This window comes from Pseudomonas sp. MWU15-20650 (assembly GCF_023242475.1).
Lineage (GTDB): Bacteria > Pseudomonadota > Gammaproteobacteria > Pseudomonadales > Pseudomonadaceae > Aquipseudomonas.
Genome location: NZ_JALJFG010000010.1, coordinates 51,830 through 76,166 on the forward strand (window position 1 = coordinate 51,830; position 24,337 = coordinate 76,166).

The 24,337-nt window shown below is 60.1% G+C and carries 24 protein-coding genes; 21 read left to right on the top strand and 3 right to left on the bottom strand.

What is annotated here, in order from left to right:
- Nucleotides 1-243: 243 nt before the first annotated feature.
- The 5 genes from M5B43_RS11070 to M5B43_RS11090 all read left to right on the top strand — a co-directional run bounded on the left by M5B43_RS11070 (nucleotide 244) and on the right by M5B43_RS11090 (nucleotide 5,469).
- Nucleotides 244-1,065, top strand: coding sequence for an SDR family oxidoreductase (locus M5B43_RS11070; protein WP_248750141.1), 822 nt, complete (start codon nucleotides 244-246; stop codon nucleotides 1,063-1,065).
- A gap of 19 nt (nucleotides 1,066-1,084) precedes the next feature.
- Nucleotides 1,085-2,065 carry a substrate-binding domain-containing protein gene (locus M5B43_RS11075; protein ID WP_248750142.1) on the top strand — a complete coding sequence of 327 codons (981 nt, stop codon included), beginning with the start codon at nucleotides 1,085-1,087 and terminating at the stop codon, nucleotides 2,063-2,065.
- Nucleotides 2,062-3,561, top strand: coding sequence for an L-arabinose ABC transporter ATP-binding protein AraG (araG, locus tag M5B43_RS11080; protein ID WP_248750143.1), 1,500 nt, complete (start codon nucleotides 2,062-2,064; stop codon nucleotides 3,559-3,561). Before M5B43_RS11075 ends, araG begins: the two co-directional genes overlap by 4 nt.
- 17 nt (nucleotides 3,562-3,578) lie before the next feature.
- Nucleotides 3,579-4,544, top strand: a complete 966-nt coding sequence (araH, locus tag M5B43_RS11085; protein WP_248750144.1) for an L-arabinose ABC transporter permease AraH — start codon at nucleotides 3,579-3,581, stop codon at nucleotides 4,542-4,544.
- Between the two features lie 118 nt (nucleotides 4,545-4,662).
- The gene (locus M5B43_RS11090; RefSeq protein ID WP_248750145.1) at nucleotides 4,663-5,469 is read left to right on the top strand and encodes an IclR family transcriptional regulator; all 807 of its coding nucleotides are present in this window, start codon (nucleotides 4,663-4,665) and stop codon (nucleotides 5,467-5,469) included.
- 36 nt (nucleotides 5,470-5,505) lie between these two features.
- On the opposite strand, the gene M5B43_RS11095 is transcribed toward M5B43_RS11090, so the two are convergent.
- Nucleotides 5,506-6,558: an NAD(P)-dependent alcohol dehydrogenase gene (locus tag M5B43_RS11095; RefSeq protein ID WP_248750146.1), complete on the bottom strand. Its 1,053-nt coding sequence runs from the start codon at nucleotides 6,556-6,558 to the stop codon at nucleotides 5,506-5,508.
- Between the two features lie 179 nt (nucleotides 6,559-6,737).
- Here M5B43_RS11095 and M5B43_RS11100 point away from each other — a divergent pair, with 179 nt between their 5' ends.
- Complete coding sequence (locus M5B43_RS11100) at nucleotides 6,738-7,628, top strand: AraC family transcriptional regulator (protein WP_248750147.1); 891 nt, start codon at nucleotides 6,738-6,740, stop codon at nucleotides 7,626-7,628.
- Nucleotides 7,629-7,736: 108 nt separating this feature from the next.
- On the opposite strand, the gene M5B43_RS11105 is transcribed toward M5B43_RS11100, so the two are convergent.
- On the bottom strand, nucleotides 7,737-9,401 hold the full coding sequence (locus tag M5B43_RS11105; RefSeq protein WP_248750148.1) for an electron transfer flavoprotein-ubiquinone oxidoreductase: 1,665 nt from the start codon (nucleotides 9,399-9,401) through the stop codon (nucleotides 7,737-7,739).
- A gap of 515 nt (nucleotides 9,402-9,916) precedes the next feature.
- Between M5B43_RS11105 and M5B43_RS11110 the strand changes: the two genes are divergently transcribed.
- The 14 genes from M5B43_RS11110 to M5B43_RS11175 all read left to right on the top strand — a co-directional run bounded on the left by M5B43_RS11110 (nucleotide 9,917) and on the right by M5B43_RS11175 (nucleotide 21,530).
- Nucleotides 9,917-10,666 carry an electron transfer flavoprotein subunit beta/FixA family protein gene (locus M5B43_RS11110; protein ID WP_065940716.1) on the top strand — a complete coding sequence of 250 codons (750 nt, stop codon included), beginning with the start codon at nucleotides 9,917-9,919 and terminating at the stop codon, nucleotides 10,664-10,666.
- Between the two features lie 2 nt (nucleotides 10,667-10,668).
- Nucleotides 10,669-11,598, top strand: coding sequence for an FAD-binding protein (locus M5B43_RS11115; RefSeq protein WP_248750149.1), 930 nt, complete (start codon nucleotides 10,669-10,671; stop codon nucleotides 11,596-11,598).
- An 84-nt stretch (nucleotides 11,599-11,682) separates the two neighbouring features.
- Nucleotides 11,683-12,498: a transporter substrate-binding domain-containing protein gene (locus M5B43_RS11120; protein ID WP_248750150.1), complete on the top strand. Its 816-nt coding sequence runs from the start codon at nucleotides 11,683-11,685 to the stop codon at nucleotides 12,496-12,498.
- Between the two features lie 9 nt (nucleotides 12,499-12,507).
- The gene (locus M5B43_RS11125) at nucleotides 12,508-12,870 is read left to right on the top strand and encodes a DUF4398 domain-containing protein (protein ID WP_248750151.1); all 363 of its coding nucleotides are present in this window, start codon (nucleotides 12,508-12,510) and stop codon (nucleotides 12,868-12,870) included.
- Nucleotides 12,867-13,679, top strand: a complete 813-nt coding sequence (locus M5B43_RS11130) for an OmpA family protein (RefSeq protein WP_248750152.1) — start codon at nucleotides 12,867-12,869, stop codon at nucleotides 13,677-13,679. Before M5B43_RS11125 ends, M5B43_RS11130 begins: the two co-directional genes overlap by 4 nt.
- A gap of 270 nt (nucleotides 13,680-13,949) precedes the next feature.
- On the top strand, nucleotides 13,950-15,389 hold the full coding sequence (locus M5B43_RS11135; RefSeq protein WP_034120766.1) for a PLP-dependent aminotransferase family protein: 1,440 nt from the start codon (nucleotides 13,950-13,952) through the stop codon (nucleotides 15,387-15,389).
- A 104-nt stretch (nucleotides 15,390-15,493) separates the two neighbouring features.
- The gene (locus M5B43_RS11140; RefSeq protein ID WP_248750153.1) at nucleotides 15,494-15,982 is read left to right on the top strand and encodes a translation initiation factor 2; all 489 of its coding nucleotides are present in this window, start codon (nucleotides 15,494-15,496) and stop codon (nucleotides 15,980-15,982) included.
- A gap of 162 nt (nucleotides 15,983-16,144) precedes the next feature.
- Nucleotides 16,145-16,399, top strand: a complete 255-nt coding sequence (locus tag M5B43_RS11145; protein WP_124410570.1) for a YkgJ family cysteine cluster protein — start codon at nucleotides 16,145-16,147, stop codon at nucleotides 16,397-16,399.
- Nucleotides 16,400-16,440: 41 nt separating this feature from the next.
- Nucleotides 16,441-17,046 (top strand): START domain-containing protein, encoded by a 606-nt coding sequence (locus tag M5B43_RS11150; protein ID WP_248750154.1) that lies wholly within the window; start codon nucleotides 16,441-16,443, stop codon nucleotides 17,044-17,046.
- Nucleotides 17,047-17,149: 103 nt separating this feature from the next.
- Nucleotides 17,150-17,386 carry a hypothetical protein gene (locus tag M5B43_RS11155; RefSeq protein WP_248750155.1) on the top strand — a complete coding sequence of 79 codons (237 nt, stop codon included), beginning with the start codon at nucleotides 17,150-17,152 and terminating at the stop codon, nucleotides 17,384-17,386.
- Nucleotides 17,387-17,599: 213 nt separating this feature from the next.
- A complete protein-coding gene (locus M5B43_RS11160) occupies nucleotides 17,600-17,941 on the top strand; it encodes a ribonuclease E inhibitor RraB (RefSeq protein WP_003193463.1) in 342 nt (113 codons plus the stop codon).
- A gap of 424 nt (nucleotides 17,942-18,365) precedes the next feature.
- Complete coding sequence (locus tag M5B43_RS11165; RefSeq protein WP_248750156.1) at nucleotides 18,366-19,775, top strand: circularly permuted type 2 ATP-grasp protein; 1,410 nt, start codon at nucleotides 18,366-18,368, stop codon at nucleotides 19,773-19,775.
- Between the two features lie 4 nt (nucleotides 19,776-19,779).
- Nucleotides 19,780-20,730 (top strand): alpha-E domain-containing protein, encoded by a 951-nt coding sequence (locus tag M5B43_RS11170; RefSeq protein WP_248750157.1) that lies wholly within the window; start codon nucleotides 19,780-19,782, stop codon nucleotides 20,728-20,730.
- Nucleotides 20,727-21,530 carry a transglutaminase family protein gene (locus M5B43_RS11175; protein ID WP_248750158.1) on the top strand — a complete coding sequence of 268 codons (804 nt, stop codon included), beginning with the start codon at nucleotides 20,727-20,729 and terminating at the stop codon, nucleotides 21,528-21,530. The genes M5B43_RS11170 and M5B43_RS11175 overlap by 4 nt, the downstream gene beginning before the upstream one ends.
- Nucleotides 21,531-21,669: 139 nt before the next feature.
- Here M5B43_RS11175 and M5B43_RS11180 read toward each other — a convergent pair whose 3' ends face one another.
- Nucleotides 21,670-22,476, bottom strand: a complete 807-nt coding sequence (locus M5B43_RS11180; protein ID WP_248750159.1) for a cytochrome c — start codon at nucleotides 22,474-22,476, stop codon at nucleotides 21,670-21,672.
- Between the two features lie 649 nt (nucleotides 22,477-23,125).
- Here M5B43_RS11180 and M5B43_RS11185 point away from each other — a divergent pair.
- The gene (locus tag M5B43_RS11185; RefSeq protein ID WP_248750160.1) at nucleotides 23,126-24,331 is read left to right on the top strand and encodes an acetyl-CoA C-acetyltransferase; all 1,206 of its coding nucleotides are present in this window, start codon (nucleotides 23,126-23,128) and stop codon (nucleotides 24,329-24,331) included.
- Nucleotides 24,332-24,337: the final 6 nt, after the last annotated feature.

A 24,337-nucleotide genomic window follows, 5' to 3' on the forward strand; every position in this document is an offset into this window, starting at 1 on the left:
AATGGCTGATGCCAGTCAGTTAAGAGCTAGAAAGAGCAACCGGTAACCTGTGGCGAGGGAGCTTGCTCTCTCGCCACAGTTACAGTGCTCCTTCTTCGCTGACGAGCATCAGCCATTAAAGGCCGGTTTTTTATGTTTGCTCTCACAATATGGGATGCAAATTTATATATTGAGATATTTAAAGGTCTGGGTTTATAGTCGGCTGCATCAGCACTCACTACCAAAAATAAAACAGGTGAAGCGATGCAGGCACAACCGCTGTCATTACCCGCTGTGCCCGAGCCGACTTACGGCGAGCGGCTAAAGAATAAAGTGGTGATTATCACTGGCGCTGCGCAGGGTATTGGCGAGGCGATCGTCGCTTGCTTCCAGGCCCAGCAGGCGCGATTGGTGATCGCGGATATCCAGGGCGAAAAGGTCGAGCGCGTTGCCGCCCACTGGCGCGAGCGTGGCGCCGAGATCGTCGCGCAACCTGTCGATATCACTTCCAAAGCTCAATGGCAGTCGCTGGTCGACCTGGCCATCGAGCGCTTCGGTCGCGTCGATGTGCTGGTCAACTGTGCCGGGGTGAATGTATTTCGCGACCCCCTTGAAATGACCGACGAAGACTGGCGCCGTTGCTTCGCCATTGACCTGGACGGCGCCTGGTACGGCTGCCGTTCGGTGTTGCCGCACATGATCGAGCAGGGCATCGGCAACATCATCAACATTGCCTCCACCCATTCCAGCCACATCATCCCCGGCTGCTTTCCATACCCCGTCGCCAAGCACGGTCTGCTCGGCCTTACCCGTGCCCTGGGTATCGAATACGCACCCAAGGGCATCCGCGTGAATGCCATTGCGCCGGGCTATATCGAAACCCAGCTCAACGTCGATTACTGGAACGGTTTCCCCGACCCCCACGCCGAGCGTCAGCGCGCGTTTGACCTGCACCCGCCCAAGCGGATTGGCCAGCCGATTGAGGTGGCCATGACGGCGCTGTTTTTGGCCACTGACGAGGCGCCGTTTATCAATGCCACCTGCCTGATGATCGATGGCGGGCGCTCTGTGATGTACCACGACTAAATCCAACAAGAGGTGGTTCATGTTCAAGAAAACCCTGGGCGCCCTGGCGCTCGCTGTGGCCTTCAGCGGCTTTGTATCGGCCGAAGAAGTGAAGATCGGCTTCCTCGTCAAGCAAGCCGAAGAACCCTGGTTCCAGACCGAATGGGCCTTCGCCGAAAAAGCCGGCAAGGACCAGGGTTTCACCGTGATCAAGATCGCCGTGCCCGATGGTGAGAAAACCCTGTCGGCCATCGACACCCTGGCGGCCAACGGCGCCAAGGGCTTCGTGATCTGCCCGCCGGACGTGTCCCTGGGGCCTGCGATCATGGCCAAGGCCAAGCTCAACGGCTTGAAAGTGCTGGCGGTGGATGATCGCTTCGTCGACGCCAAGGGCAAGCCCATGGAGGACGTGCCCTATGTCGGCCTGGACGCCTACAAGATCGGCCAGAAGCAAGGCGAGGCCATGGCCACCGAAGCGAAAAAACGCAATTGGGATTGGAAAGAAACCTACGCCGTCATCAACACCTTCGATGAGTTGGAGACTGGCAAGAAGCGCACCGATGGTTCGGTCCAGGGGCTCAAGGCTGCTGGCTTGCCGGCAGACCATATCCTGTTCAGCGCGCAGAAAACCCTTGATGTACCTGGCAGCATGGACGCCACCAACTCGGCGTTGGTGAAGCTGCCCAGCGGTGCGAAAAACCTGATCATCGGCGGCATGAACGACAGCACCGTGCTCGGTGGTGTGCGTGCCACTGAAAGCGCTGGTTTCAAGGCGGCCAATGTCATCGGCGTCGGCATCAACGGCACCGATGCCATCGAAGAGCTGAAAAAAACCGACACGGGTTTCTATGGCTCAATGCTGCTGAGCCCCGACGCATCGGGCTATAAAACCGCGAGTGCGATGTTCGAGTGGGTGACCAAAGGCACCGAGCCGGCCAAGTTCACTGCCCTGGACAACGTAACGCTGATCACCCGCGCCAACTTCAAGCAAGAGTTGAGCAAAATCGGGCTGTGGAAATGACCGGCGCGGCCCTGCGTTTCAACGGTATCGGCAAGGAGTTTCCCGGGGTCAAGGCCCTGGCGCAGATCAGCTTTGAAGCGCGGCCGCATTCGGTGCACGCGCTGATGGGGGAGAACGGCGCGGGCAAGTCGACGCTGCTGAAAATCCTTGGCGGCGCCTACCTGCCGAGCAGTGGCACGGTGCAAATCGGCGAGCAGGTCATGGCCTTTAAAAATGCGGCTGACAGCATCGCCAACGGTGTGGCGGTGATTCACCAGGAGCTGCATCTGGTGCCGGAAATGACCGTGGCCGAGAACCTGTTCCTGGGGCACTTGCCGTCGCGCTTTGGCGTGGTCAATGGCGGTTTGCTGCGCCAACAGGCGTTGGCGTGTCTCAAGGGCCTGGCCGATGAAATCGACCCCCAGGAGAAGCTCGGGCGTTTGTCCCTCGGCCAGCGGCAGTTGGTGGAAATCGCCAAGGCGTTGTCCCGTGGTGCCCATGTGATTGCCTTCGATGAACCCACCAGCAGTTTGTCGGCGCGGGAAATCGAGCGCTTGATGGCGATCATCACGCGTCTGCGCGACGAGGGCAAAGTGGTGCTGTATGTCTCTCATCGCATGGAAGAAGTGTTCCGTATCTGCGATGCGGTGACGGTGTTCAAGGACGGCCGCTATGTGCGCACCTTTGACGACATGGCCACGCTGACCCACGACCAATTGGTGACGTGCATGGTCGGTCGCGACATCCAGGACATTTACGACTACCGCCCGCGTGAGCACGGCGAAGTCGCGCTCAAGGTCCAGGGTTTGCTTGGCCCGGGCTTGCGTGAACCGGTCAGCTTGCAGGTGCGCAAAGGCGAGATTCTCGGCCTGTTCGGGCTGGTTGGCGCCGGCCGTACCGAACTGCTCAGGCTGCTCAGTGGCCTCGCGCGCAGTACCGCAGGGCACTTGAAACTGTGCGGGCAAACGCTGCAACTGCGCTCCCCGAGAGATGCCATCGCCGCTGGTGTATTGCTGTGCCCGGAGGACCGCAAGAAGGAGGGCATCATCCCGCTGTCCAGCGTCGCCGAGAACATCAACATCAGCGCGCGTGGCGCCCATTCCACGTTTGGCTGGCTGTTGCGTGAGGGCTGGGAGAAGGGTAACGCCGACCAGCAGATCAAGGCGATGAAAGTCAAAACGCCGAACGCCCAGCAGAAAATCATGTACCTGTCGGGCGGCAACCAACAGAAGGCCATTCTCGGCCGCTGGCTGTCGATGCCGATGAAGGTGTTGCTGCTCGATGAACCCACGCGCGGTATCGACATCGGGGCCAAGTCGGAGATCTACCAGATCATCCATAACCTGGCGGCCAGCGGCATTGCGGTGATCGTAGTGTCCAGCGACCTGATGGAAGTGATGGGCATCTGCGACCGCATCCTGGTGATGAGCGAAGGCGTCCTGACCGGTGAGTTGAACCGCGATCAGGCGGATGAAGCACGGCTATTGCAACTGGCACTTCCGCGTACGCGGGCTTGAAGAATTCGAGGTGATTGATGTCCCAGGTAAAGACTGCAAAAGGCTTCTGGCCGGGTTTCAACCAGCGCAAGTTTCTTGATGATTGGGTGATGCTGCTCGCGGCATTGACGATCTTTGTGCTCAGCGCGCTGTTCATCGACAACTTCCTTTCGCCGCTGAACATGCGTGGCCTGGGGCTGGCGATTTCCACCGTGGGGATTGCCGCGTGCACGATGTTGTTCTGCCTGGCGTCGGGGCACTTCGACTTATCGGTAGGCTCGGTGATCGCCTGCGCCGGCGTGGTGGCGGGGATTGTGATTCGCGACACCGACAGCGTGGTACTCGGCGTGTCTGCCGCGTTGGCCATGGGCCTGGTGGTCGGGCTGATCAATGGCATTGTCATCGCCAAGCTGCGCATCAATGCCTTGATCGCGACCCTGGCGACCATGCAGATCGTGCGTGGGCTGGCCTACATCTTCTCCAACGGCAAGGCCGTCGGCGTGATGGATGAGCGCTTCTTTGTCTTCGGCAACGGCCAACTGCTGGGCGTGCCGGTGCCGATCATCATCACGGTAGTGTGCTTTGTGTTTTTTGGCTGGCTGCTCAACTACACCACGTACGGACGCAATACCATGGCCATCGGCGGTAACCAGGAGGCCGCGTTGCTGGCCGGGGTGAACGTTGACCGCACCAAGATCATCATCTTTGCCGTGCACGGTTTGGTCGGCGCACTGGCTGGAGTGATTCTCGCGTCGCGCATGACTTCGGGCCAGCCGATGATTGGCCAGGGCTTCGAACTGACGGTGATTTCGGCCTGCGTATTGGGCGGGGTGTCGTTGAGCGGCGGCATCGGCATGATTCGCCATGTGATTGCCGGGGTGCTGATCCTGGCGATCATCGAGAACGCGATGAACCTGAAGAACATCGACACCTTCTACCAGTATGTGATTCGTGGCTCGATCCTGCTCTTGGCGGTGATTATCGACCGTATGAAACAACGCTGAACCAAACCCTATGAAGACCGACAGTGGAAGGGGCCTCCTCCCACTGTGGATCTTCTCTGTTCTGGAGGGCGGTATTTGCCATAATGGCGCCGTTTTCGTACTTCCTAATAGGCCCGATATGCAGGAAAACGCCCACACCCCCGTCAAAGACGCCGCGCCCACCGGTACCCAGACCTTGCTGCGTGGCCTGGGCGTGGTGCATGCGGTGGCGGCGGGTGCGCGCGATCTGAAAGAGATCGCCAAGCGCATCGGTACCACTCGCAGCACCACCCACCGCCTGGCCAGTTGCCTGGTGGAGGAGCGTTACCTGCGCGTGGTGCCGCAAGTCGGTTACCTGCTGGGGCCGAAGCTGATCGAGCTGGGGTTCCAGGCCCGTGAAGAGTTGCCGTTGGTGAGCCTGGCGATGCCCTACCTGGATGAGTTGTCGGCGCTGACCGGTGACACCATTCACCTGGCGATCCGCGAGTACGACGACGTGCTCTACCTGCACAAGAACCCCGGCCGCAACGGCCCGGAAATGCGTTCGCGGGTCGGCCATCGCATGCCGCTGGCGCGTACCGGGATCGGCAAGGCGTTGCTGTTGGACGATTCGGTGGAGGAGTGGCAGCGTCTGTACGAAGTCAGCTTGCCCGCAGGCGGGAAAAGCCTGCAGTGGCCGCAGCATCCGGAACAGTCCTGGGCACAGTTCGAGCAGCGCATGCGTGAATACGTGGTGGGGGGGTATGCGTTCGATCTGGAAGACAACGAACCGTCGATCCGTTGCGTGGCGGCACCGGTGCGCGATGCCAGCCGGCGAATCGTCGCCGGCATCAGCATCGCCAGTACCGTGCCCTACATGCCACTGGAAAAAATGGCCGAGCTGATCCCAGTGATCAAACAGGTCGCGGCCCGGCTGTCAGCGGAGTTGGGCGCGAAAGCCTCGTAGCCCTTGCGCCCGCGTAGGGTGGCGGGTTGAAAGGGCTTAGGCTTTCAGGGTCGCCATGTCGATGACAAAACGGTACTTCACATCACCGGCGATCATGCGGCTGTAGGCTTCGTTGATGTTGCGGATGTCGAGCATTTCGATGTCACAGCTGATGCCGTGCTCGGCGCAGAAATCCAGGACTTCCTGGGTTTCTGCAATGCCGCCGATCAACGAGCCGGCCAGTACCTTGCGGCCCATGATCAGTTTGGCGGCGTTGACCGGTGGGTCGACCGGCTCGATCAGGCCCACCAGGATGTGCACACCGTCAAAGCGCAGCACGTCGAGGTAGGGGTTCAGGTCGTGCTGCATCGGGATGGTGTCCAGCAGGAAGTCGAAGTGCCCGGCAGCGGCTTTCATCTGGGCTGCGTCGGTCGACACGATCACATGGTCGGCACCCTGGCGACGGCCTTCTTCGGCCTTGCTGGCGGAACGGGTGAACAGGGTCACTTCAGCGCCAATCGCCTTGGCCAGCTTGATGCCCATGTGGCCCAGGCCACCCATGCCCAATACGCCCACCTTGTCGCCGGCCTTGATGCCGTAGTGCTTGATCGGCGAATACAGGGTGACACCGGCGCACAGGATCGGCGCGGCGCTGGCCAGGTCGAGCGTGGCGGGGATCTTCACCACAAAGTGCTCGCTGACCACGATGCTGTCGGAATAACCGCCCATGGTATTGCTGCCGTCCACCCGGTCCGGGGTGGCGTAGGTCATGGTCGGGCCTTCGAGGCAGTATTGCTCCAGGTCCGATTTGCATGCGTCGCAGTGGCGGCACGAATCGACCATGCAGCCAACGCCTACCAGGTCGCCGACTTTATGCGCGGTGACGTTGGCGCCGACGGCGGTGACTTTGCCGACAATTTCATGGCCAGGCATCAGCGGGTATACCGCGATCCCCCATTCGTTGCGGGCCTGGTGAATATCGGAGTGGCACACGCCGCAGTAGAGGATTTCGATGGCCACGTCATCGACGCGCGGGCTGCGGCGCTGGAAGGACATGGGGGCGAGGGGAGTGGTGGCCGACTGGGCGGCATAACCGATGGCGGTGTACATGGTAAACCTCGCAAAAGGATGACTTAGGAGGCGGCGCATTCTCCGCGTCGGGCCTGTGTGCGGCCATGGCGATTGCTCCGAGTCTCATGCCTATTCGTCCGGGAGTGCCCTGTGTTTGGATTTATCTGCGCTCAGACCTGCGATGATGTTTTCATCCCTTATTCGCGAAGTTTTTTGCCATGTTGTTAACCCGCCATCTCGACGCCAACGCGGCGCTCGTTGCCTTGATCAAGGGGCTTACGCCCTGTGACGGCTTTTCCCCGACGAACCTGCCGGGCGTGCAGGTGTTGCGCGCCAGTTGCGACGTGGCGCGCGGGCCGCAGATCTACGAACCGAGCCTGATGATTGTCGCCCAAGGCAGCAAGGTGGCCTATCTGGGCCCGCGTACGCTGGAGTACGGCGCCGGGCACTATTTGATCCAGGCGATGCCGGTGCCGTTCGAGTGCGAGACCTTCGCCTTGCCGAATGCACCGCTGTATGGCGTGACGGTCGGCATTGACCGCGTGGTGCTGGGCGAATTGGTCATGGCCATGGGCATTCAGGCGGGGCCGCCGCCGACAGCGCAGACCCTGGAGTCGATGAGTTCAGTGGTGCTGGATGACGCCATGCGCGGCTGTGTAGAACGGTTGTTGCAGTGCCTGCACGATCCACTGGAAAGCCGGATCATGGGGCCTGCTCGGGTTCGCGAGTTACTGTTCACCGCGTTGCGCGGGCCACAGGCTGATGTATTGCGTGCATTGGTGGAGCAGCAGGGGCAGTTTTCGCGCATCGCCACGTCCTTGAATCACCTGCACGCCCATTACGCCGAGCCGCTGAATATCGAGACCCTGGCGGGTTATGCACACATGAGTGCGTCGACCTTTCATGAGCATTTCAAACGCTGCACGCTGTTGTCGCCGGTGCAGTACCTCAAACGCTTGCGGTTATTGAAGGCCCAGCAGTTGCTGCTGGTGGAAGGCATGAGCGTGGCGCAGGCGGCGCATAGCGTGGGGTATCAGAGTACGTCGCAGTTCAGTCGGGAATATAAGCGCTATTTCCTGCGTAACCCCGGCGAAGAGCGGGCGGCATAGCATTTCAAGTCAAAACACACTCCAACTGTGGGAGGGAGCAAGCCCCCTCCCACAGTTGGCCGAGTTTGCCTCCATAAAAAAGGCTCCCAATTGGGAGCCTCGTTTGGCTTACATATTCGGGTAAGTCGGCCCACCCGCACCTTCCGGTGTGACCCAGGTGATGTTCTGCGAAGGGTCCTTGATGTCACAGGTCTTGCAGTGCACGCAGTTCTGGGCGTTGATCTGGAAGCGCTTCTCGCCGTCTTCCTGGGTGATCACTTCATACACACCGGCCGGGCAATAGCGCTGCGCCGGTTCATCGTAGAGCGGCAGGTTGGTGCCGATCGGGATGCTCGGGTCTTTGAGTTTCAAATGGCACGGCTGTTCTTCTTCGTGGTTGGTACCGGAGATGAACACCGAGCTCAGCTTGTCGAAGCTCAGCTTGCCGTCGGGTTTGGGGTAGTCGATTTTCTTGCAGTCTTTGGCCAGCTTCAGGCAGGCGTAGTCCGGCTTGGTATCGTGTAGGGTGAACGGCATTTTGCCGCCCAGGATGTTCTGGTCGAACCAGTTGAAGCCGGCACCGAGGATCGGGCCGAACTTGTGCATCGCCGGGCCGAAGTTGCGGCTGGCGAACAGTTCTTCGTAGAGCCAGCTGGATTTGAAGCTGTCGACGTAGTTGGTCAGCTCATCGCCGCCTTCGGATTCGGCAAACAGGCGCTCGGCCACGGCGTCGGCGGCGAGCATGCCGGACTTCATCGCGGTGTGGCTGCCTTTGATCTTGGCGAAGTTCAGGGTGCCCAGGTCGCAACCGATCAGCGCGCCACCGTTGAAGACCATCTTCGGCAGGGAGTTCAGGCCGCCTTTGCAGATGGCACGAGCGCCGTAGCTGATGCGCTTGCCGCCTTCCAGGTATTGGGCCAGCACCGGGTGGTGCTTGAGGCGCTGGAACTCATCGAACGGCGACAGGAAGGTGTTGCTGTAGGACAGGTCGACGATCAGACCGACCACCACCTGGTTGTTTTCCAGGTGATAGAGGAACGAACCACCGGTGTTCTCGGCGCTCATGATGTCCAGCGGCCAACCGGCAGTGTGCACCACCAGGCCCGGTTGATGCTTGGCGGGGTCGATTTCCCAGATTTCTTTCAGGCCGATGCCGTAGTGCTGGGCGTCGGCGTCGCTGTCCAGGTTGAAGCGCTGGATCAGTTGCTTGCCGATGTGGCCACGGCAACCTTCGGCGAACAGGGTGTACTTGCCACGCAGTTCCATGCCCGGGGTGTACACGCCTTCTTTGGGCTTGCCTTCGCGGTCGACGCCCAGGTCACCGGTAATAATCCCGCGCACCACGCCGTTTTCGTCGAACAGGGCTTCCTGGGCGGCGAAGCCTGGGTAGACTTCCACGCCCAGGTTCTCGGCCTGCTGGGCCAGCCAGCGGCACAGGTTGCCCAGGGAGATGATGTAGTTGCCTTCGTTGTGCATGGTCTTGGGCACAAAGAAGTCAGGTACCTTGGTGGAGGCTTCGGGGCTGCGCAGAACATAGATGTCATCGCGCACCACCGGGGTGTTGAGCGGGGCGCCGAGTGCTTTCCAGTCCGGGAACAGTTCGTTCAGGGCTCGGGGTTCAAACACGGCACCGGAGAGGATATGCGCGCCCACTTCGGAGCCTTTCTCGACCACGCAGACGCTGATTTCCTTACCGGCTTCGGCGGCCTTCTGCTTCAGTCGGCAGGCGGCAGACAGGCCAGCCGGGCCAGCGCCGACGATGACCACGTCGAATTCCATGTATTCGCGTTCCACAGGCTATCTCCTACTCAAGGCTCAACAGGCTTTTTTTTCTAATGGGTGGAGGTTCGGTGTCGTTCTGCACGAAGGCAGGACCCACCTGTCTCTCTAGGTGGCGCATTATATATAGACCACTGGCAGCGTCCAATACAAACGTTTGTTTGAATCGCCCGAAGCCTAGGTAAATCAAAGCAACGGGGCTTATGACTGACCATTTTGCCGTATTGACCAGAATAGGCGTTCCGGTCAAGATACGGTCGGTTTTGCGCTTACCGTAGGCAGACTGCAGGTTTCAAGAGCACGTCCAAAGACAGGCTTAAGGCAAAAAAGTGACGCGCACCTGAACGATGGGGCGCAGTTTACACGCCGCGATAAAGAATGACCTCCCAGTCACCGCTGACGAACGGTCATCACTTCCCGTGTGCAAGGCCACTGCCGAGGTCTTTGGAGGTGCCCTTGTGTGCCGATGAGCATCAACCGCCAGGTTCGCCTAGGCGACTTTCTTTTCACCGGAGAGTAACGAGGAATCCATGAAGGTTCTTGTAGCTGTCAAACGCGTTGTCGATTACAACGTGAAAGTTCGCGTCAAGGCGGACAATTCCGGCGTCGACCTTGCTAACGTCAAGATGTCGATGAACCCTTTCTGCGAAATCGCTGTGGAAGAAGCCGTACGCCTGAAAGAGAAAGGCGTTGCGACTGAAATCGTCGTGGTGTCCATCGGTCCGACGACTGCCCAAGAGCAGCTGCGTACCGCCCTGGCCCTGGGCGCCGATCGCGCCATCCTGGTCGAGTCGGCTGAAGAGCTGACCTCCCTGGCCGTTGCCAAGTTGCTCAAGGCCGTTGTCGACAAGGAACAGCCACAGCTGGTGATCCTTGGCAAACAAGCCATCGACAGCGACAACAACCAGACTGGCCAGATGCTGGCTGCACTGACCGGTTACGGCCAGGGCACCTTCGCTTCGAAAGTCGAAGTGAGCGGCGACAAGGTTGCCGTGACCCGCGAAATCGACGGCGGCGCGCAAACAGTTTCCCTGAAACTGCCAGCCATCGTGACCACCGACCTGCGTTTGAACGAGCCGCGTTATGCGTCCCTGCCAAACATCATGAAAGCCAAGAAGAAGCCTCTCGAAGTGCTGACTCCAGATGCTTTGGGCGTTTCCACCGCCTCCACCAACAAGACCGTCAAAGTCGAAGCGCCGGCTGCACGCAGCGCGGGCATCAAGGTCAAGTCGGTGGCTGAACTGGTCGAGAAACTGAAAAACGAAGCGAAGGTAATCTAAAAATGACTATCTTGGTAATCGCTGAACACGACAACAAGGTGCTGGCCCCGGCCACCCTGAACACCGTGGCCGCTGCTGCAAAAATCGGTGGTGACATTCACGTGCTGGTAGCAGGCCAGGGCGCTGGCGCCGTGGTTGAAGCCGCTGCGAAAATCGCTGGCGTGAGCAAAGTCCTGAACGCTGACAATGCCGCCTACGCGCATCAGTTGCCGGAAAACGTTGCCCCGCTGGTTGCAGAGCTGGGCAAGGGCTACAGCCACATCCTGGCGGCTGCTACCTCCAACGGCAAAAACATCCTGCCACGCGTTGCCGCGCAGCTGGACGTTGACCAGATCTCCGAGATCATCTCGGTTGAAAGCGCTGACACCTTCAAGCGCCCGATCTACGCCGGTAACGCCATTGCGACCGTGCAGTCCAACGCTTCGGTCAAAGTCATCACCGTACGTGCGACCGGTTTCGACCCGGTTGCCGCCGAAGGTGGTTCGGCTGCCGTTGAAGCTGTCTCCGCTGCCCACGACGCTGGCACTTCCAGCTTTGTTGGCGAAGAGCTGGCCAAGTCGGACCGCCCTGAACTGACCGCTGCCAAGATCGTCGTCTCCGGCGGGCGTGGCATGCAGAACGGTGACAACTTCAAGCACCTGTACGCCCTGGCCGACAAGCTGGGCGCGGCGGTCGGCGCTTCCCGCGCGGCCGTTGACGCAGGTTTCGTACCTAACGATATGCAGGTCGGCCAGACCGGCAAGATCGTTGCGCCACAGCTGTACATCGCCGTGGGTATCTCCGGCGCGATCCAGCATTTGGCCGGTATGAAAGACTCCAAGGTGATCGTTGCGATCAACAAGGACGAAGAAGCCCCCATCTTCCAGGTCGCCGATTATGGCCTGGTGGCGGACTTGTTCGAAGCCGTACCAGAGCTTTCGAAGCTGGTCTAATCCAGCCGCTTCACTTATAAAGAGCCCGGTCTTTTGACCGGGCTTTTTTTGGCCTGGGCTTTTTTGAACATCGGAGAAACCGCCATGGAACTGCGCCCCTGGGCCGTACTGCTGGGCTTCACGCTGCTGCCGAGCCTGTCGTGGGCCGCCGGCAAATGTGAGCACCTGGTGATCACCGGCAGCCCGGACGCACCGCCGTTGTTATGGCGCGACCCACAAGACCCGACGCACCTGATCGGCGCCACTGCCGACGTGCTGCAGCAGGTCGGCAAGGACCTCGGGCTCAAAGTCGACCTGCTCTACGGCGGTAAACGTTCCCTGGCCCTGGATGAAGTGCGCAGCGGGCGCATGGACATCCTCGCCGACGCGCCGTTGAACCTTGGTGAGCTGGAAAACTTCGACTACATCCACCCGGCGTTGGTGCAGATCGACTACCTGGTCTGGACCCGCAAGGACTCACCCCTGGTCTACACCACCGCCGCCGACTTGCACGGGCACAAAGGCGCGGTGTCGGAGCGCGCCCGTTTGAGCGCTACGTTCGAAGCCTTCGCCGGTCAGCAGCTCACCCTGCAACGCCTGCCCAACTTGACCCCTGCCTTCCAGAAACTGTTACTGGGTGAAGTGGACTACGTATTGGCCGGGCGTTATTCCGGCATGGCCATGGCCCAGACCTTGGGCATGAGTAACGACCTTGTTGCCCGTGATATGCCGATTGACCAGCCCGGGCTGTACCTGGCGGTTTCCCACAACTCTGCCTGCAATGATCCGTGGCTGCGCGGACAGCTGGCGAAAAAGATGACAGAATTGCCCGCTTCCGGTGTGGCGCAAACTGCGCTGCAGCGCAATCTGGAGCGCTGGAAAGCGCAATTGCAACAACCCGTCGGCACCCCAACAAAGTAGGGATTTACAGTGATTTTTCGACCTCTTTTAGCGGCCCTCGCCGTTGTCGCTCTGGCGGGATGTGCAGCCGATCCTGCGCCGAATGAACAAATGCGCCTGACCCAACAAGCCTTGGTGCAAGCCAGTGCGGTCGGCGTCAACACCGACGAATCGCCCGAGCTGAAACTGGCTGAAGACAAGTTCGCCAAGGCCAAGGCCGACATGGCCGGCCAGTCCTACAAGAACGCGCGCATGCTGGCCGAACAGGCTGAGTTGGATGCGCGTTTTGCCGAGGCGCAAGTGCTGACCCACAAGAGCCAGGAACAACTGAACGTACTCAACACCCGCATCACCCGCCTGCGCAAGCAATTGCAGTTGGGAGAAGCGCAATGAGCCCGATGATCCGTGGTTTGAGTTGTGTATTGCTGCTGGGCAGCGCAGCCCTGGGCGGTTGCGCCAGCCAGCCCAGCAGCGAGCAGGCATTGCAGCTGGCCGGCAGTGACTTCCAGAAGGTCAAGGAAGACGCCAACGTGCTGCGTTTTGCCCCCAAGGACGTGATCCGCGCCGGAGAGTCCCTGGCCCGTGCCGATCGCTTGTCCAGCTACTGGGGCAGTGGCCCCGACGTTGTGCATTACGCCTACCTGAGCCAGCGCTACAGTGCGATTGCCCGCGAACACACCGAGCAAGGGCTCAACGCAGAGCGCGGTACCCAACTCGAGTTGGAGCGCCAGCGGCTGCAATTGGCCCTGCGTGAAAACAAGCTGGCCAGCGTGCAGCAGCAGGGCAAGTGGGTCGAAGCACAAATCGCCAGCCTGACCACCCAGACCGACCGCGGCCTGGTGATGACCTTGGGCGATATGCTGTTCGACACCGGGGTTGCCGAGCTGGAAAACTCCGCTAACCGCACTGTGCTGAAAATCGTACAGTTCCTGCAACTGAACCCCGGGCGCGTGGTGCGCATCGAGGGCTACACCGACAACACCGGTGGCGAGCAGGAAAACCTCAAACTGTCCCGCGACCGCGCGCAATCGGTGGCTGACGTGCTGATTGACCTGGGCATCGACGAGAAACGTATCCAGGTCGAAGGTTACGGCGACCAGTACCCGGTGGAAGCCAACGCCTCCGAGCGTGGCCGCGCACAGAACCGCCGCGTGGAGATTGTGTTCTCCGATCAGAAGGGCCAACTGGGCGCTGCCCGCTAACGCCTGACGCAGATAAACGTGTGGGAGGGAGCTTGCTCCCGATTGCGGTGAATCAGTCGCCTAATTCATGGCTGACGCACTGCTATCGGGAGCAAGCTTGCTCCCACATTTCGTTTGGAGTACACCCGGAGCTCTGTTCAACGCCTCTACAGTTTTTTCTATCACTGTCGCGTGCGCTCGACTATTGTGGCAACTGTCCCCGTACACTTCTAAACTGTGCCGGTATGTTTCACACAAAAATAAAATATCCGTGAAATCGAGTGCTGCGTCATGACCAATCTGTTGCTTTACCAACGTATTGCCCAGCAACTGGCTGAGGATATCCGGCGCGGTGTCTATCAACCGGGGGAGCGCGTGCCCTCTGTGCGCAAAATGAGCTCCCAGCTCAATGTGAGCCATGCCACGGTGCTGCAGGCGTATGCCAACCTGGAAGACCAGGGGCTGATCCGGGCGCGGCCGCAATCGGGCTATTACGTGCACCAGACACCGGCACTCACGGCGCCGACCCCGGACATCGCTCGGGTCGAGCGTCCAGGTTTGGTGACCCGCAGCAGTATCATTCAACAAGTGCTGGTCGAGTCGCGCCGTGAAGGTGTGTTCCCCTTGGGCGCGGCGGTGCCGAGTGTCGACTACCTGCCGGTACGGGCGCTGCACCAGCAACTGGCCAAGGTTACGCGGTTCCAGAGCCCACGGGCGTTCAGCTACATGTTCAGCCCGGGCTTTGAACCCCTGCGCCGCCAGGTGGCAATCCGCATGCGCGATGCCGGGGTCGTGGTTGACCCCTCCGAAGTGGTGATCACCCACGGCTGTGTCGATGCCTTGCAGATGTCGTTGCGCGTGCTCACACGCCCGGGCGACCTGATTGCCGCCGAATCACCGACCTATTACGGCTTGCTGCAACTGGCTGATTTGCTAGGCCTCAAAGTCATCGAGATCCCCAGCGACCCAGCCACCGGCATGAGCCTGGAAGCCCTGCAACTGGCCGCCAACCAATGGTCGATCAAGGCGCTGGTGCTGACCACGCGCTTGAGCAACCCGTTGGGCGGCACCATGCCCGAGGAGCGGCAGAAACAGTTGCTGCGCCTGGCCTCGGATTTCGATATCCAGATCGTCGAGGATGATATCTACGGCGAACTGATGTTCGAGCTCGGCCGCACCAAGGCCCTGAAAGCCTATGACCGTCTCGACCGGGTCATCTATTGCTCCAGCTTTTCCAAGACCTTGTCTCCCGGCGTGCGTATCGGCTGGATGATCGCCGGCAAATACCAGCAGGAAATCCAGCGCTTGCAGATGTTCAGCACGCACTCGGCGTGCAGCGTCACGCAGATGGGCGTCGCAGCCTACCTGGAGAACGGCGGCTACGACCGTCACTTGCGCTACATCCGCCAGGAATACCGCAAGAATCTCAGCGCGTTCCAACTGGCCGTGCAGCAGTATTTCCCCGAAGGCACGCAGATGACCCGGCCCACCGGTGGCTTCATCCTGTGGGTCAGTTTGCCGGGGCGGGTCAATACCCAGGAACTGCACGTGCGCGCCCTGCAACAAGGCATCAGTATTGCGCCGGGGCTGATCTTCAGTAATACGGAACAGTTCAACCACTGCATTCGCCTTAACTGCGGTACACCGTGGAACCGCGAAGCGGAGCGGGCATTAATGACCCTGGGCATGCTTGCCAACCAGTTATGCCAGGAAACAGCGGCAGGTTTTTGAGGCGCCTAAAGGGGGCAAGACGGCGCGCGGGCTGAACACCGCGCTTGTCATGCCGAGCGCAACAAGCGAGCATATGGCCCTCTGCCGTTAATGCTGTTGGCGATATGATCTCTACTTTTCGCGCTACTTTGGTGATTGGCCTGTTAACCCTGTGCAATGTCAGCACCTTGCTGGCGGCGGCCCCTGTGGCTGAAAACAAGCCTGCTGCCAGTGCCCAGAAGTCGCCCGCCAAGAAGCCGGCCCCTGCGAAAAAAGCCCCGGCCACCCAGAAAAAGGCCGTAGCGACCAAGAAGCGCGCCCCGGTCGCGAGCAAGTCCAAATCGGCCCATGAAGTGGCCCAGACCAAACTGCCACCGGCAAAATTGGACCTGTCCTTGCCCCCGGAGATGGTCCGGCACTTGCAGCCAATCGGGACCATGCCCAAGCCCAAGAGCGTTCCGCTGTTGCCGCCGATGTTTGGCGAAAAGCCGTCCGACAACAGCGCATTCCAAATCAACGGCCGCTTGCTCAGCAATGAGATGAAGCTGCAACTGCGTAACGAAGAACGGCGTGAAGTCGAAGGGGCTGCGCTGGATTTCGAATTCAAGCAATAAACTTTGCCGGCGTGGGTGACGCAGGTTGCCGACCATCTGTCGCAGACTGGTCGGTCACTTTTGTTTTGTGCGAAAAACCCCTGTTACACCATTTTAAAACGGCTGTTTAAGGGCGTACTCTAGCCCGGCCATCCACATTGAGTCGTCGAGGACCTGCTGGTCATGAAATGCCGTGAAGGCTGTGGCGCTTGCTGCATCGCCCCCTCTATCAGTTCACCGCTGCCGGGAATGCCCCATGGCAAACCTGCGGGAGAACGTTGCCTGCACCTTTCGGTCGAACAGTTGTGCCAGCTGTTCGGCCAACCTGAGCGGCCGGCGGTGTGCAGTGATTTCAAGGCGGATATCGAGGTCTGCGGCAACGACCAGGCCGATGCAATCCGGTTGATCGGTTGGTGGGAGCAGATGACGGCGGCTTGATGGGCTTTACTATCGGAACTTCAACAATAAGGAATACAACAATGGGTTCGCTGAAACGAATGGCTGTGTTGTGCGGCTTTACGGTGTTATTTGCTGCCACTGCCCAGGCTGAAGAGTGGCAAGTTGCCAAGGACGAAGACGGTATCAAGGTATCCTTGAGCGAAATTGCCGGCTCCAAGTACAAGGCGTATCGCGGTGTGACCGTGATCAAGGCACCGGTCGCCAAGATCCAGGCCCTGCAGGAAGATGTCGCGGGTGCCTGCTCCTGGATTCATGAATGCAAATCGCAAAAGCTGCTCAAGACCGAAGGCGACAAGAGCTGGACCTACACCCAGTTCAAGGCACCGTTCCCGGTGACCGACCGCGACTCGATCCTTGAGATCACCACCTCCAAGGCTGCCGACGGCACCGTGACACGTAAACTGCTGGAAGTGCCGACCTACCAGCCGGAAGTCAAAGGCTATGTGCGCGTGGCGCAAGTGGATGGCTACTGGAAACTGGTGCCTAAAGGCGATAACCAGACCGAAGTCACCTACCAGGTACACACCGAGCCAGGCGGCAGCGTGCCGTCTTGGCTGGCCAACAAGTTCGTGGTGGACGCTCCGTTCAATACCTTGAAAGCCTTGAAGGAACGCGCTGAAAAATAAGCGCGGTTAGTCTGGTGCCTCCTGCCTTGAGTGGAACGTTTGCCGAGCTCCCAGGGTCAAGATAGAGGTGAGCCCACACATGGGCTTTATCGAGGAGGCACTGATGCAAACGTGGACAATTACCTTTGTGGATGATCACGGCGTGCAGTCCGTGGAGCAGTTCAACTGCGATCACAAGCCTAGCCTCGAAGATGCGGCGCACATGATTCGCGGTAAGCTGTTGCCGGTCGCCGCCGTACTTGACCTTAACGATCTTGAGGGCCGCAAAGACGAGCCTACGGTCAAGATCCTCAAAGAGCAGAACAGTATCCAGATCCTCAGTATCTCTCCCGCCCCCTGAACATTTCCTGCGTACCCTCTAAAGCCCTCTGGTGGAGGTGATAGCTTCGCGCTACTCTGCAATCGAGATCAGCGAATGAATCGCTAAGGTCTGGTCTTGTCAGCTACATGCTTGTTTTCCAGCGGTGTTGTTACTGCCGTAGCACCCGCGCCAGTAGGGCGCGGGCTTCGGGAAGCACGGAAAGTCTATCCATCGGTTTGAGGAGGACGTTTCATGAGCACAGCCTATCAAGAAGACATCAGCACCAACGTTCTGCGCCGCATGAAAGAAGGCGGTTTCGACTTCTCGCGTTTTCACCCCATCGAGTTCTACGCCATTTTCCCGGATGAGGAACGGGCGCGCAGGGCTGCGGGTCGATTTCGCGGGGAATCCCTGAATGCCCAGGTCAGCGCGCGCGACGATGGCGCCTGGTACCTGGAACTGAGCAAAATCATGTTCGCCACCTACGACGGCATAGGAGACTTCGAGCAAGACTTTGAGGCGGTGGTCGAGCCACTGGGCGGGATCATTGAGGGATGGGGCGTCAAGCAGGAGGTGCGTGGGTTACCCATGTAGCATGAGCACAGCAGCGTATCGGCTGACCTTTGGGTCGGCCGATTTTGTTTGGGCCGCCTGCACGTTTTTGCAGCCAAAAAAAAGCCACCCGAAGAGGGTGGCGCAAAGGGAAGAACGAAGGAGATCAGTACACGAGGTCGAACGGTACCGACTGGGCAAAGGGTCTGGCTGTAGGACATGTCCTGTCTAGCCCATGGAGGCGATTATCCGTGGGGGCAGGCGCGCAGTGAAATCAACTCTGGCTATGCTGTTGATAGTCAAAGTCCGCATTGTGATGAAGCGCGCGACATGACCTCGGGCATTCTGCGCACCAGGACGGTGCGGCGGAAATCCTGGCTTTATACAACCGATTGATTATTAAGTGTTTATGCCGCTGGCACGGGCCTTGCGAAGGTTCTGGCGTCCGGGTGACAAGGAGTACGGCATGATCCGCACTAATTACGATGAAATGTACGATGGGGAAGGGCGGGTCCGCCCCCATTACCGCGAGTTCGCCCGCTGGTTAGCCGAAACCCCTGCCGAACTGTTGGCCCAGCGCCGGCGCGAAGCCGATTTGCTGTTTCACCGAGCCGGGATCACGTTCACCCTTTACGGGGACGAACAAGGCACCGAGCGCCTGATTCCCTTCGACACCATCCCCCGCAGCATTCCGGCGAGCGAGTGGCGGATTGTCGAGCGCGGCTGCATTCAGCGGGTCAAGGCGCTGAACATGTTCCTCGCCGACCTGTACCACGATCAACGCATCATCAAGGCCGGGATCATCCCCGCCGAGCAGGTGCTGGCCAACGAGCAATACCAGTTGGCAATGCAGGGTCTGGACCTGCACCGCGATCTGTATTCCCACATATCTGGGGTCGATCTCGTACGCGACGGCGATGGCACTTACTACGTGTTGGAAGACAACCTGCGCACACCCAGTGGCGTGAGCTACATGCTTGAAGACCGCAAGATGATGATGCGCCTGTTTCCCGAGCTGTTTGCCGCCCAGCGGATTGCGCCCATCGACCATTACCCCAACCTGCTGCTCGACACCCTGAAAAGTTCGAGCCCCCTGGATAACCCCAGCGTGGTGGTGCTGACCCCGGGGCGTTTTAACAGCGCGTTCTTTGAACATGCCTTTCTCGCCCGGGAAATGGGCGTGGAGCTGGTGGAGGGCGCCGACCTGTTTGTACGGGATGACCGCGTGTTCATGCGTACCACCGATGGCCCCAAAGCGGTGGACGTGATTTACCGCCGCCTTGATGATGCGTTTCTCGACCCGCTGGCGTTCAACCCCGCCTCGATGCTTGGCGTGCCTGGCCTGTTGGCCGCCTATCGCTCGGGGAATGTGGTGTTGGCCAACGCCATTGGCACGGGGGTGGCGGATGACAAATCGGTGTACCCGTTCGTCACCGAGATGATCCGTTTTTACCTGGATGAAGAACCCATCCTGAAGAACGTCCCGACGTTCCAATGCCGTAAGCCGGATGAGTTGTCCCATGTGCTGGCCAACCTGGCCGATCTGGTGGTCAAGGAAACCCAAGGCTCCGGCGGCTACGGCATGTTGGTCGGTCCGGCCGCCACGGCAGCGGAAATCGAAGCCTTCCGCGCCCGTATCAAGGCCAAGCCCCACGCCTATATCGCCCAGCCAACCCTGTGCTTATCCACCTGTCCGACGTTCGTCGAGAACGGTATCGCCCCGCGCCATATCGACTTGCGGCCGTTCGTGCTGTCTGGCAAAGAAACCCGTGTGGTGCCGGGCGGCCTGACCCGTGTAGCCCTGCGCGAAGGTTCGTTGGTGGTCAACTCGTCCCAGGGCGGCGGCACTAAAGACACCTGGGTGGTCGAGGACTGATGTCATGTTGAGTAGAACTGCCTCGGATTTGTACTGGATGTCGCGCTACCTGGAACGCGCGGAAAACCTCGCGCGCATGCTCGATGTCAGCTATTCGCTGTCGCTGATGCCCCAGGATGGGCGCGGTGATGGCCTGCACGAATTGGCCATGCCGCTGTTGATCACCGGCACCCTGGATGATTACCACGAGCGCCACGGCGAATTGCACGCTGAACGCCTGTTGCACTTCTTCGCGCTGGATGCGGCCAACCCGGCCAGCATCTACAGCTGCCTCGGTGCCGCGCGGGCCAGTGCCCATGCGGTACGTGGGCGAATCACCGCCGACATGTGGGAAAACATCAACGCGACTTGGCTGGATATTCGCGATATCGCCCAACAGGGGCTGAGCCGCTACGGCATGAGCCGGTTTTGTGAGTGGGTCAAAGAGCGTTCGCACCTGTTTCGTGGCGCCACCTACGGCACCATCATGCGTAACGATGCGTTCCGCTTTATTCGCCTGGGCACGTTTATCGAGCGCGCCGACAACACCCTGCGTCTACTGGATGCTCGCTACGAAATGGCCGGCGACCAAGCCGAAGCGGTCACCGACGGCACGGCCCACGCCTATTATCAGTGGAGCGCCTTGCTGCGTGCGCTGTCGTCGTTCGAGGCGTACACCGAGATTTACCGGGACGCCCCTGGCGCTCGGCAAGTCGCACAACTGCTGTTGTTACGCGCAGATGTTCCGCGCTCGCTACGGGCCTGCAGCGAAGAGATCGAGCAGATTCTCGCCAGCCTGCCGGGCCTGAACGGTCGCCCGGCGCAACGGCTGGCGGCCGAGATGGACGCGCGCCTGCGCTTTACCGCCATTGACGAAATCCTCGAGGAAGGCCTGCACGCTTGGCTGACCGACTTTATCCCCTTGGTCCGCCAGTTGGGCGACGCCATTTACAGCTCCTACCTGGAGGCCGCATGAGACTCTCCATCAGCCACGAAACAACCTACCACTATGACGACCAAGTGCGCGCCAGCATCCAGTACCTGCGCCTGACGCCCCATGACAGCGAGCGCCAGCACGTTCTGAGCTGGCAATTGGACCTGCCACGCCCGGTACGGGCGCAGGTGGATCCATTCGGCAACATCCTGCACGTGCTGACCCTGGACGAACCCCACGACGCCATCATCATCGGCGCCCGTGGCCTGGTGGATATCGACGAGTTGCGGGAGGCCGAACACGAGAGTCAGTCCGCCTTCCCGTTCCTGCGTTGTACGCGCCTGACCGAGCCTGATGAAGCCTTGCGCCGTTTTGCCCAGCAGCACTGTCAGCAGCGTCGCGACCGTACGGCGTTGATCGACCTGATGCAGGCCCTCAACCAGGCGATGGTCTACACACCGGGCGCTACCGAGGTCGATACCTGCGCGGCCGAAGCCTTCGCCGGCGCTGCGGGCGTGTGCCAGGACCACACCCATGCATTCCTGGCCTGCGCCCGCAGCCTGGGGATTCCTGCACGGTATGTGTCGGGGTATTTGTATACGGAAGACAGCGCGCACCTGGCCAGCCATGCCTGGGCCGAAGCCTGGCTGGATGATGCCTGGTACAGCTTTGACGTGACCAACCAACTGGCCCGGCCCGAGCGGCATTTGAAGCTGGCCGTGGGCCTGGACTACCTTGATGCCTGCCCGGTGCGCGGCATGCGCCGTGGAGGCGGGCATGAGCAGATGCACGCCAAGGTATTGGTGGCGCCGACGCCAGTGATTTCAGTACAGCAGCAATAACCACCAGCGCGACACTGACCAACTGTGGGAGGAGGGGAAACCCTGCTACCAGCCAGTTAAGCGCTAGAGCGAGCAAACGGTAGCCACAGTGACAGCGTTCCATTAGGGCAATCCCTCTCACAGAGGGACTGCGTAAACCTTAAGGCTGCTGCTTGCGCCCCGCCATATGCTTCAAGTACCCCACCAACAACTCCAGCTCACTGTCCGGCAACACACTGGCAGAGAACGCCGGCATCTTCGCCTGTGGCCAGTGCCTCAGGCTTTGCGGATCACGGATGTAACGCTTGAGGAAATCGTCGCCGAAATACTCGGTGGGGCTGTACGGAACATTCAGGTCCGGCCCCACTTGGGCATCGCCGGCACCATTGAGGCGGTGGCACGCCAGGCAGTTCTTCTGGAACAACGCAAAGCCCAGGTTGACCGGGTCATTGGCGGCCAACTTCGGGTCGGGCACCAACGCTGGAAAACGCTCGGCCACCGTCTGCAATTGCTTGAACGCAGAGACTTGGAACGGCCACTGTTCCGGGCTGATATGCCCGGCTTGCGGGTGGGTCCACACCAGGTAGAACGGCCCGGCGCTGGGTTTGCCCGGCGCCAGCGCCGGCCATGGGTGAGCCGGGTCCTCCACGGCCAGCCAGGCGCGGGCGCCGTTTTTTTCCAATAAGGGGGCGGCACTGAGTTCGGCGGCGAAGCCATCCAGGGCGACGGCTTGCAGATGATTTTCCGCCTTGAGACCCGGTAGGAGCGCCGCTAACGGCACTGCGCGATAGGTCATGTTGCGTTTGTAGGAAACGTCATCAACTACCTGCACGGTCTGCGCATCCGGATGCGCGAGCAGGTCGGCGGTCTGCCAGGTCTTGCTGGCGTGGTCCAGTTCGATGGTCAATGGTGCCGCTGAAGCGGGAAGTGCCAGCAGCAGGGTCAAAAAGGCGAGGATTGTTTTCAAGGGGGAGGCCCGGTACGAAGTGTCGATGGCGCTCAAGATAGCGGAAATCTGCGCGCAAAAAGACAGCCCCTGCAACAGGACCGCTATGCGCAATGTCCCGGCAGGTGCTGCCAAACGCTGCAGTCCTGGTGCTGTGTGTGCACGGAAGGTGGGGTGCGGATCGTCACCCGATAATCTTGGTCAAGTTGGGCAAGATCAGAATCAGTGTGGTGGCGAACAGAATGAGCCCCGCCTGGCGTACTTTCGAATGCTTGAACATGGCTGTCTGCCTTTTTTTGTTATTCCCGAGCGTCAAATGCGTGCCGGTTATTTTCAGTATCGCGAGGTGACGTTGCACTTTTCTTACAGCTGCTCCAGCAAAACCCGGCAGCAACCTCTTACAGATTCAACCTTAGAGCCCTCGCTCTTCGTGGCTTAGATCCATTTCATATCAGCTAAGCAGTGTTTGCGCTAAAAACGCTATGAGGCTTATTGCCATCCTGGCGCCAGCCCTAGGGCTAGACAGCTAAAACGATTAACCCGTGGTTTCCGGTCGTTGCCTACCGTTCGTCCGAGCGAGGGGGTCAAAAGCAATGAGCGCATCCGTCATTGAAACCGTGTCAATCGGGCCTAAGGTAGGGGCACACATGCACAGCGGTTCGAGGATGTCATGACCCAAGCTTTGATCTTTGATGCGATACGCACGCCCCGGGGCAAAGGCAAGGCCGACGGTGCCTTGCACAGCGTCAAGCCGGTAAACCTGGTGGCCGGCTTGCTCACCGCACTGGCGCAACGCAGTGACCTTGATACGCGCCAGGTGGATGACATCGTCCTCGGCTGCGTGACTCCGATAGGCGACCAGGGCGCCGACATCGCCAAGACCGCCGCGCTGGTGGCCGACTGGGACATCAGCGTCGCCGGCGTACAGGTCAACCGCTTCTGTGCCTCGGGTCTGGAAGCGGTCAACCTGGGGGCGATGAAGGTGCGTTCCGGCTTTGAAGACCTGGTGGTGGTCGGCGGTGTCGAGTCCATGTCCCGTGTGCCCATGGGCAGTGATGGCGGAGCCTGGGTACTCGACCCGCAAACCAATATGCATAGCCACTTCACTCCGCAAGGCATTGGCGCCGATCTGATTGCCACCTTGGAAGGCTTCACCCGCGAGGACGTCGATACCTTTGCCCTACAGTCCCAGCGCAAAGCCGCCAGGGCACGGGCAGATGGTTCCTTCAACAAGTCGCTGATCGCGGTGCAGGACCAGAATGGCATCGTCCTGCTGGACCATGACGAATTTATTCGTGGCGACTCGACCCTCGAGGGCCTCGGCAAGCTCAAGCCCAGTTTCGAGATGATGGGCCAGATGGGCTTCGACGCGACCGCGCTGCGGGTCTATAGCCAGGTGGAGCGCATCCAGCATGTGCACACGCCGGGTAACAGCTCTGGCATCGTCGACGGCGCCGCGTTGATGTTGATCGGCTCCGAGGCCAAGGGGCGTGAACTGGGCCTGCAACCGCGAGCGCGTATTGTCGCCACGGCAGTGACCAGCACCGACCCGACCATCATGCTGACCGGCCCGGCGCCGGCCACCCGCAAAGCCCTGGCCAAGGCCGGCCTGCGCGTTGAAGACATCGACCTGTTTGAAGTCAACGAAGCGTTTGCCTCGGTGGTGCTCAAGTTCATCAAGGACATGGGCATCGACGCTGCCCGGGTCAACGTGAACGGCGGCTCCATCGCCCTGGGCCATCCGCTGGGCGCGACCGGCTGCGCAATTCTCGGCACCTTGCTCGATGAGCTGGAGGTGCGTCAGCAGCGCTACGGCCTGGCCACCCTGTGTGTCGGCGGTGGCATGGGCATCGCCACCATTATCGAACGCCTCTGAGCCCAA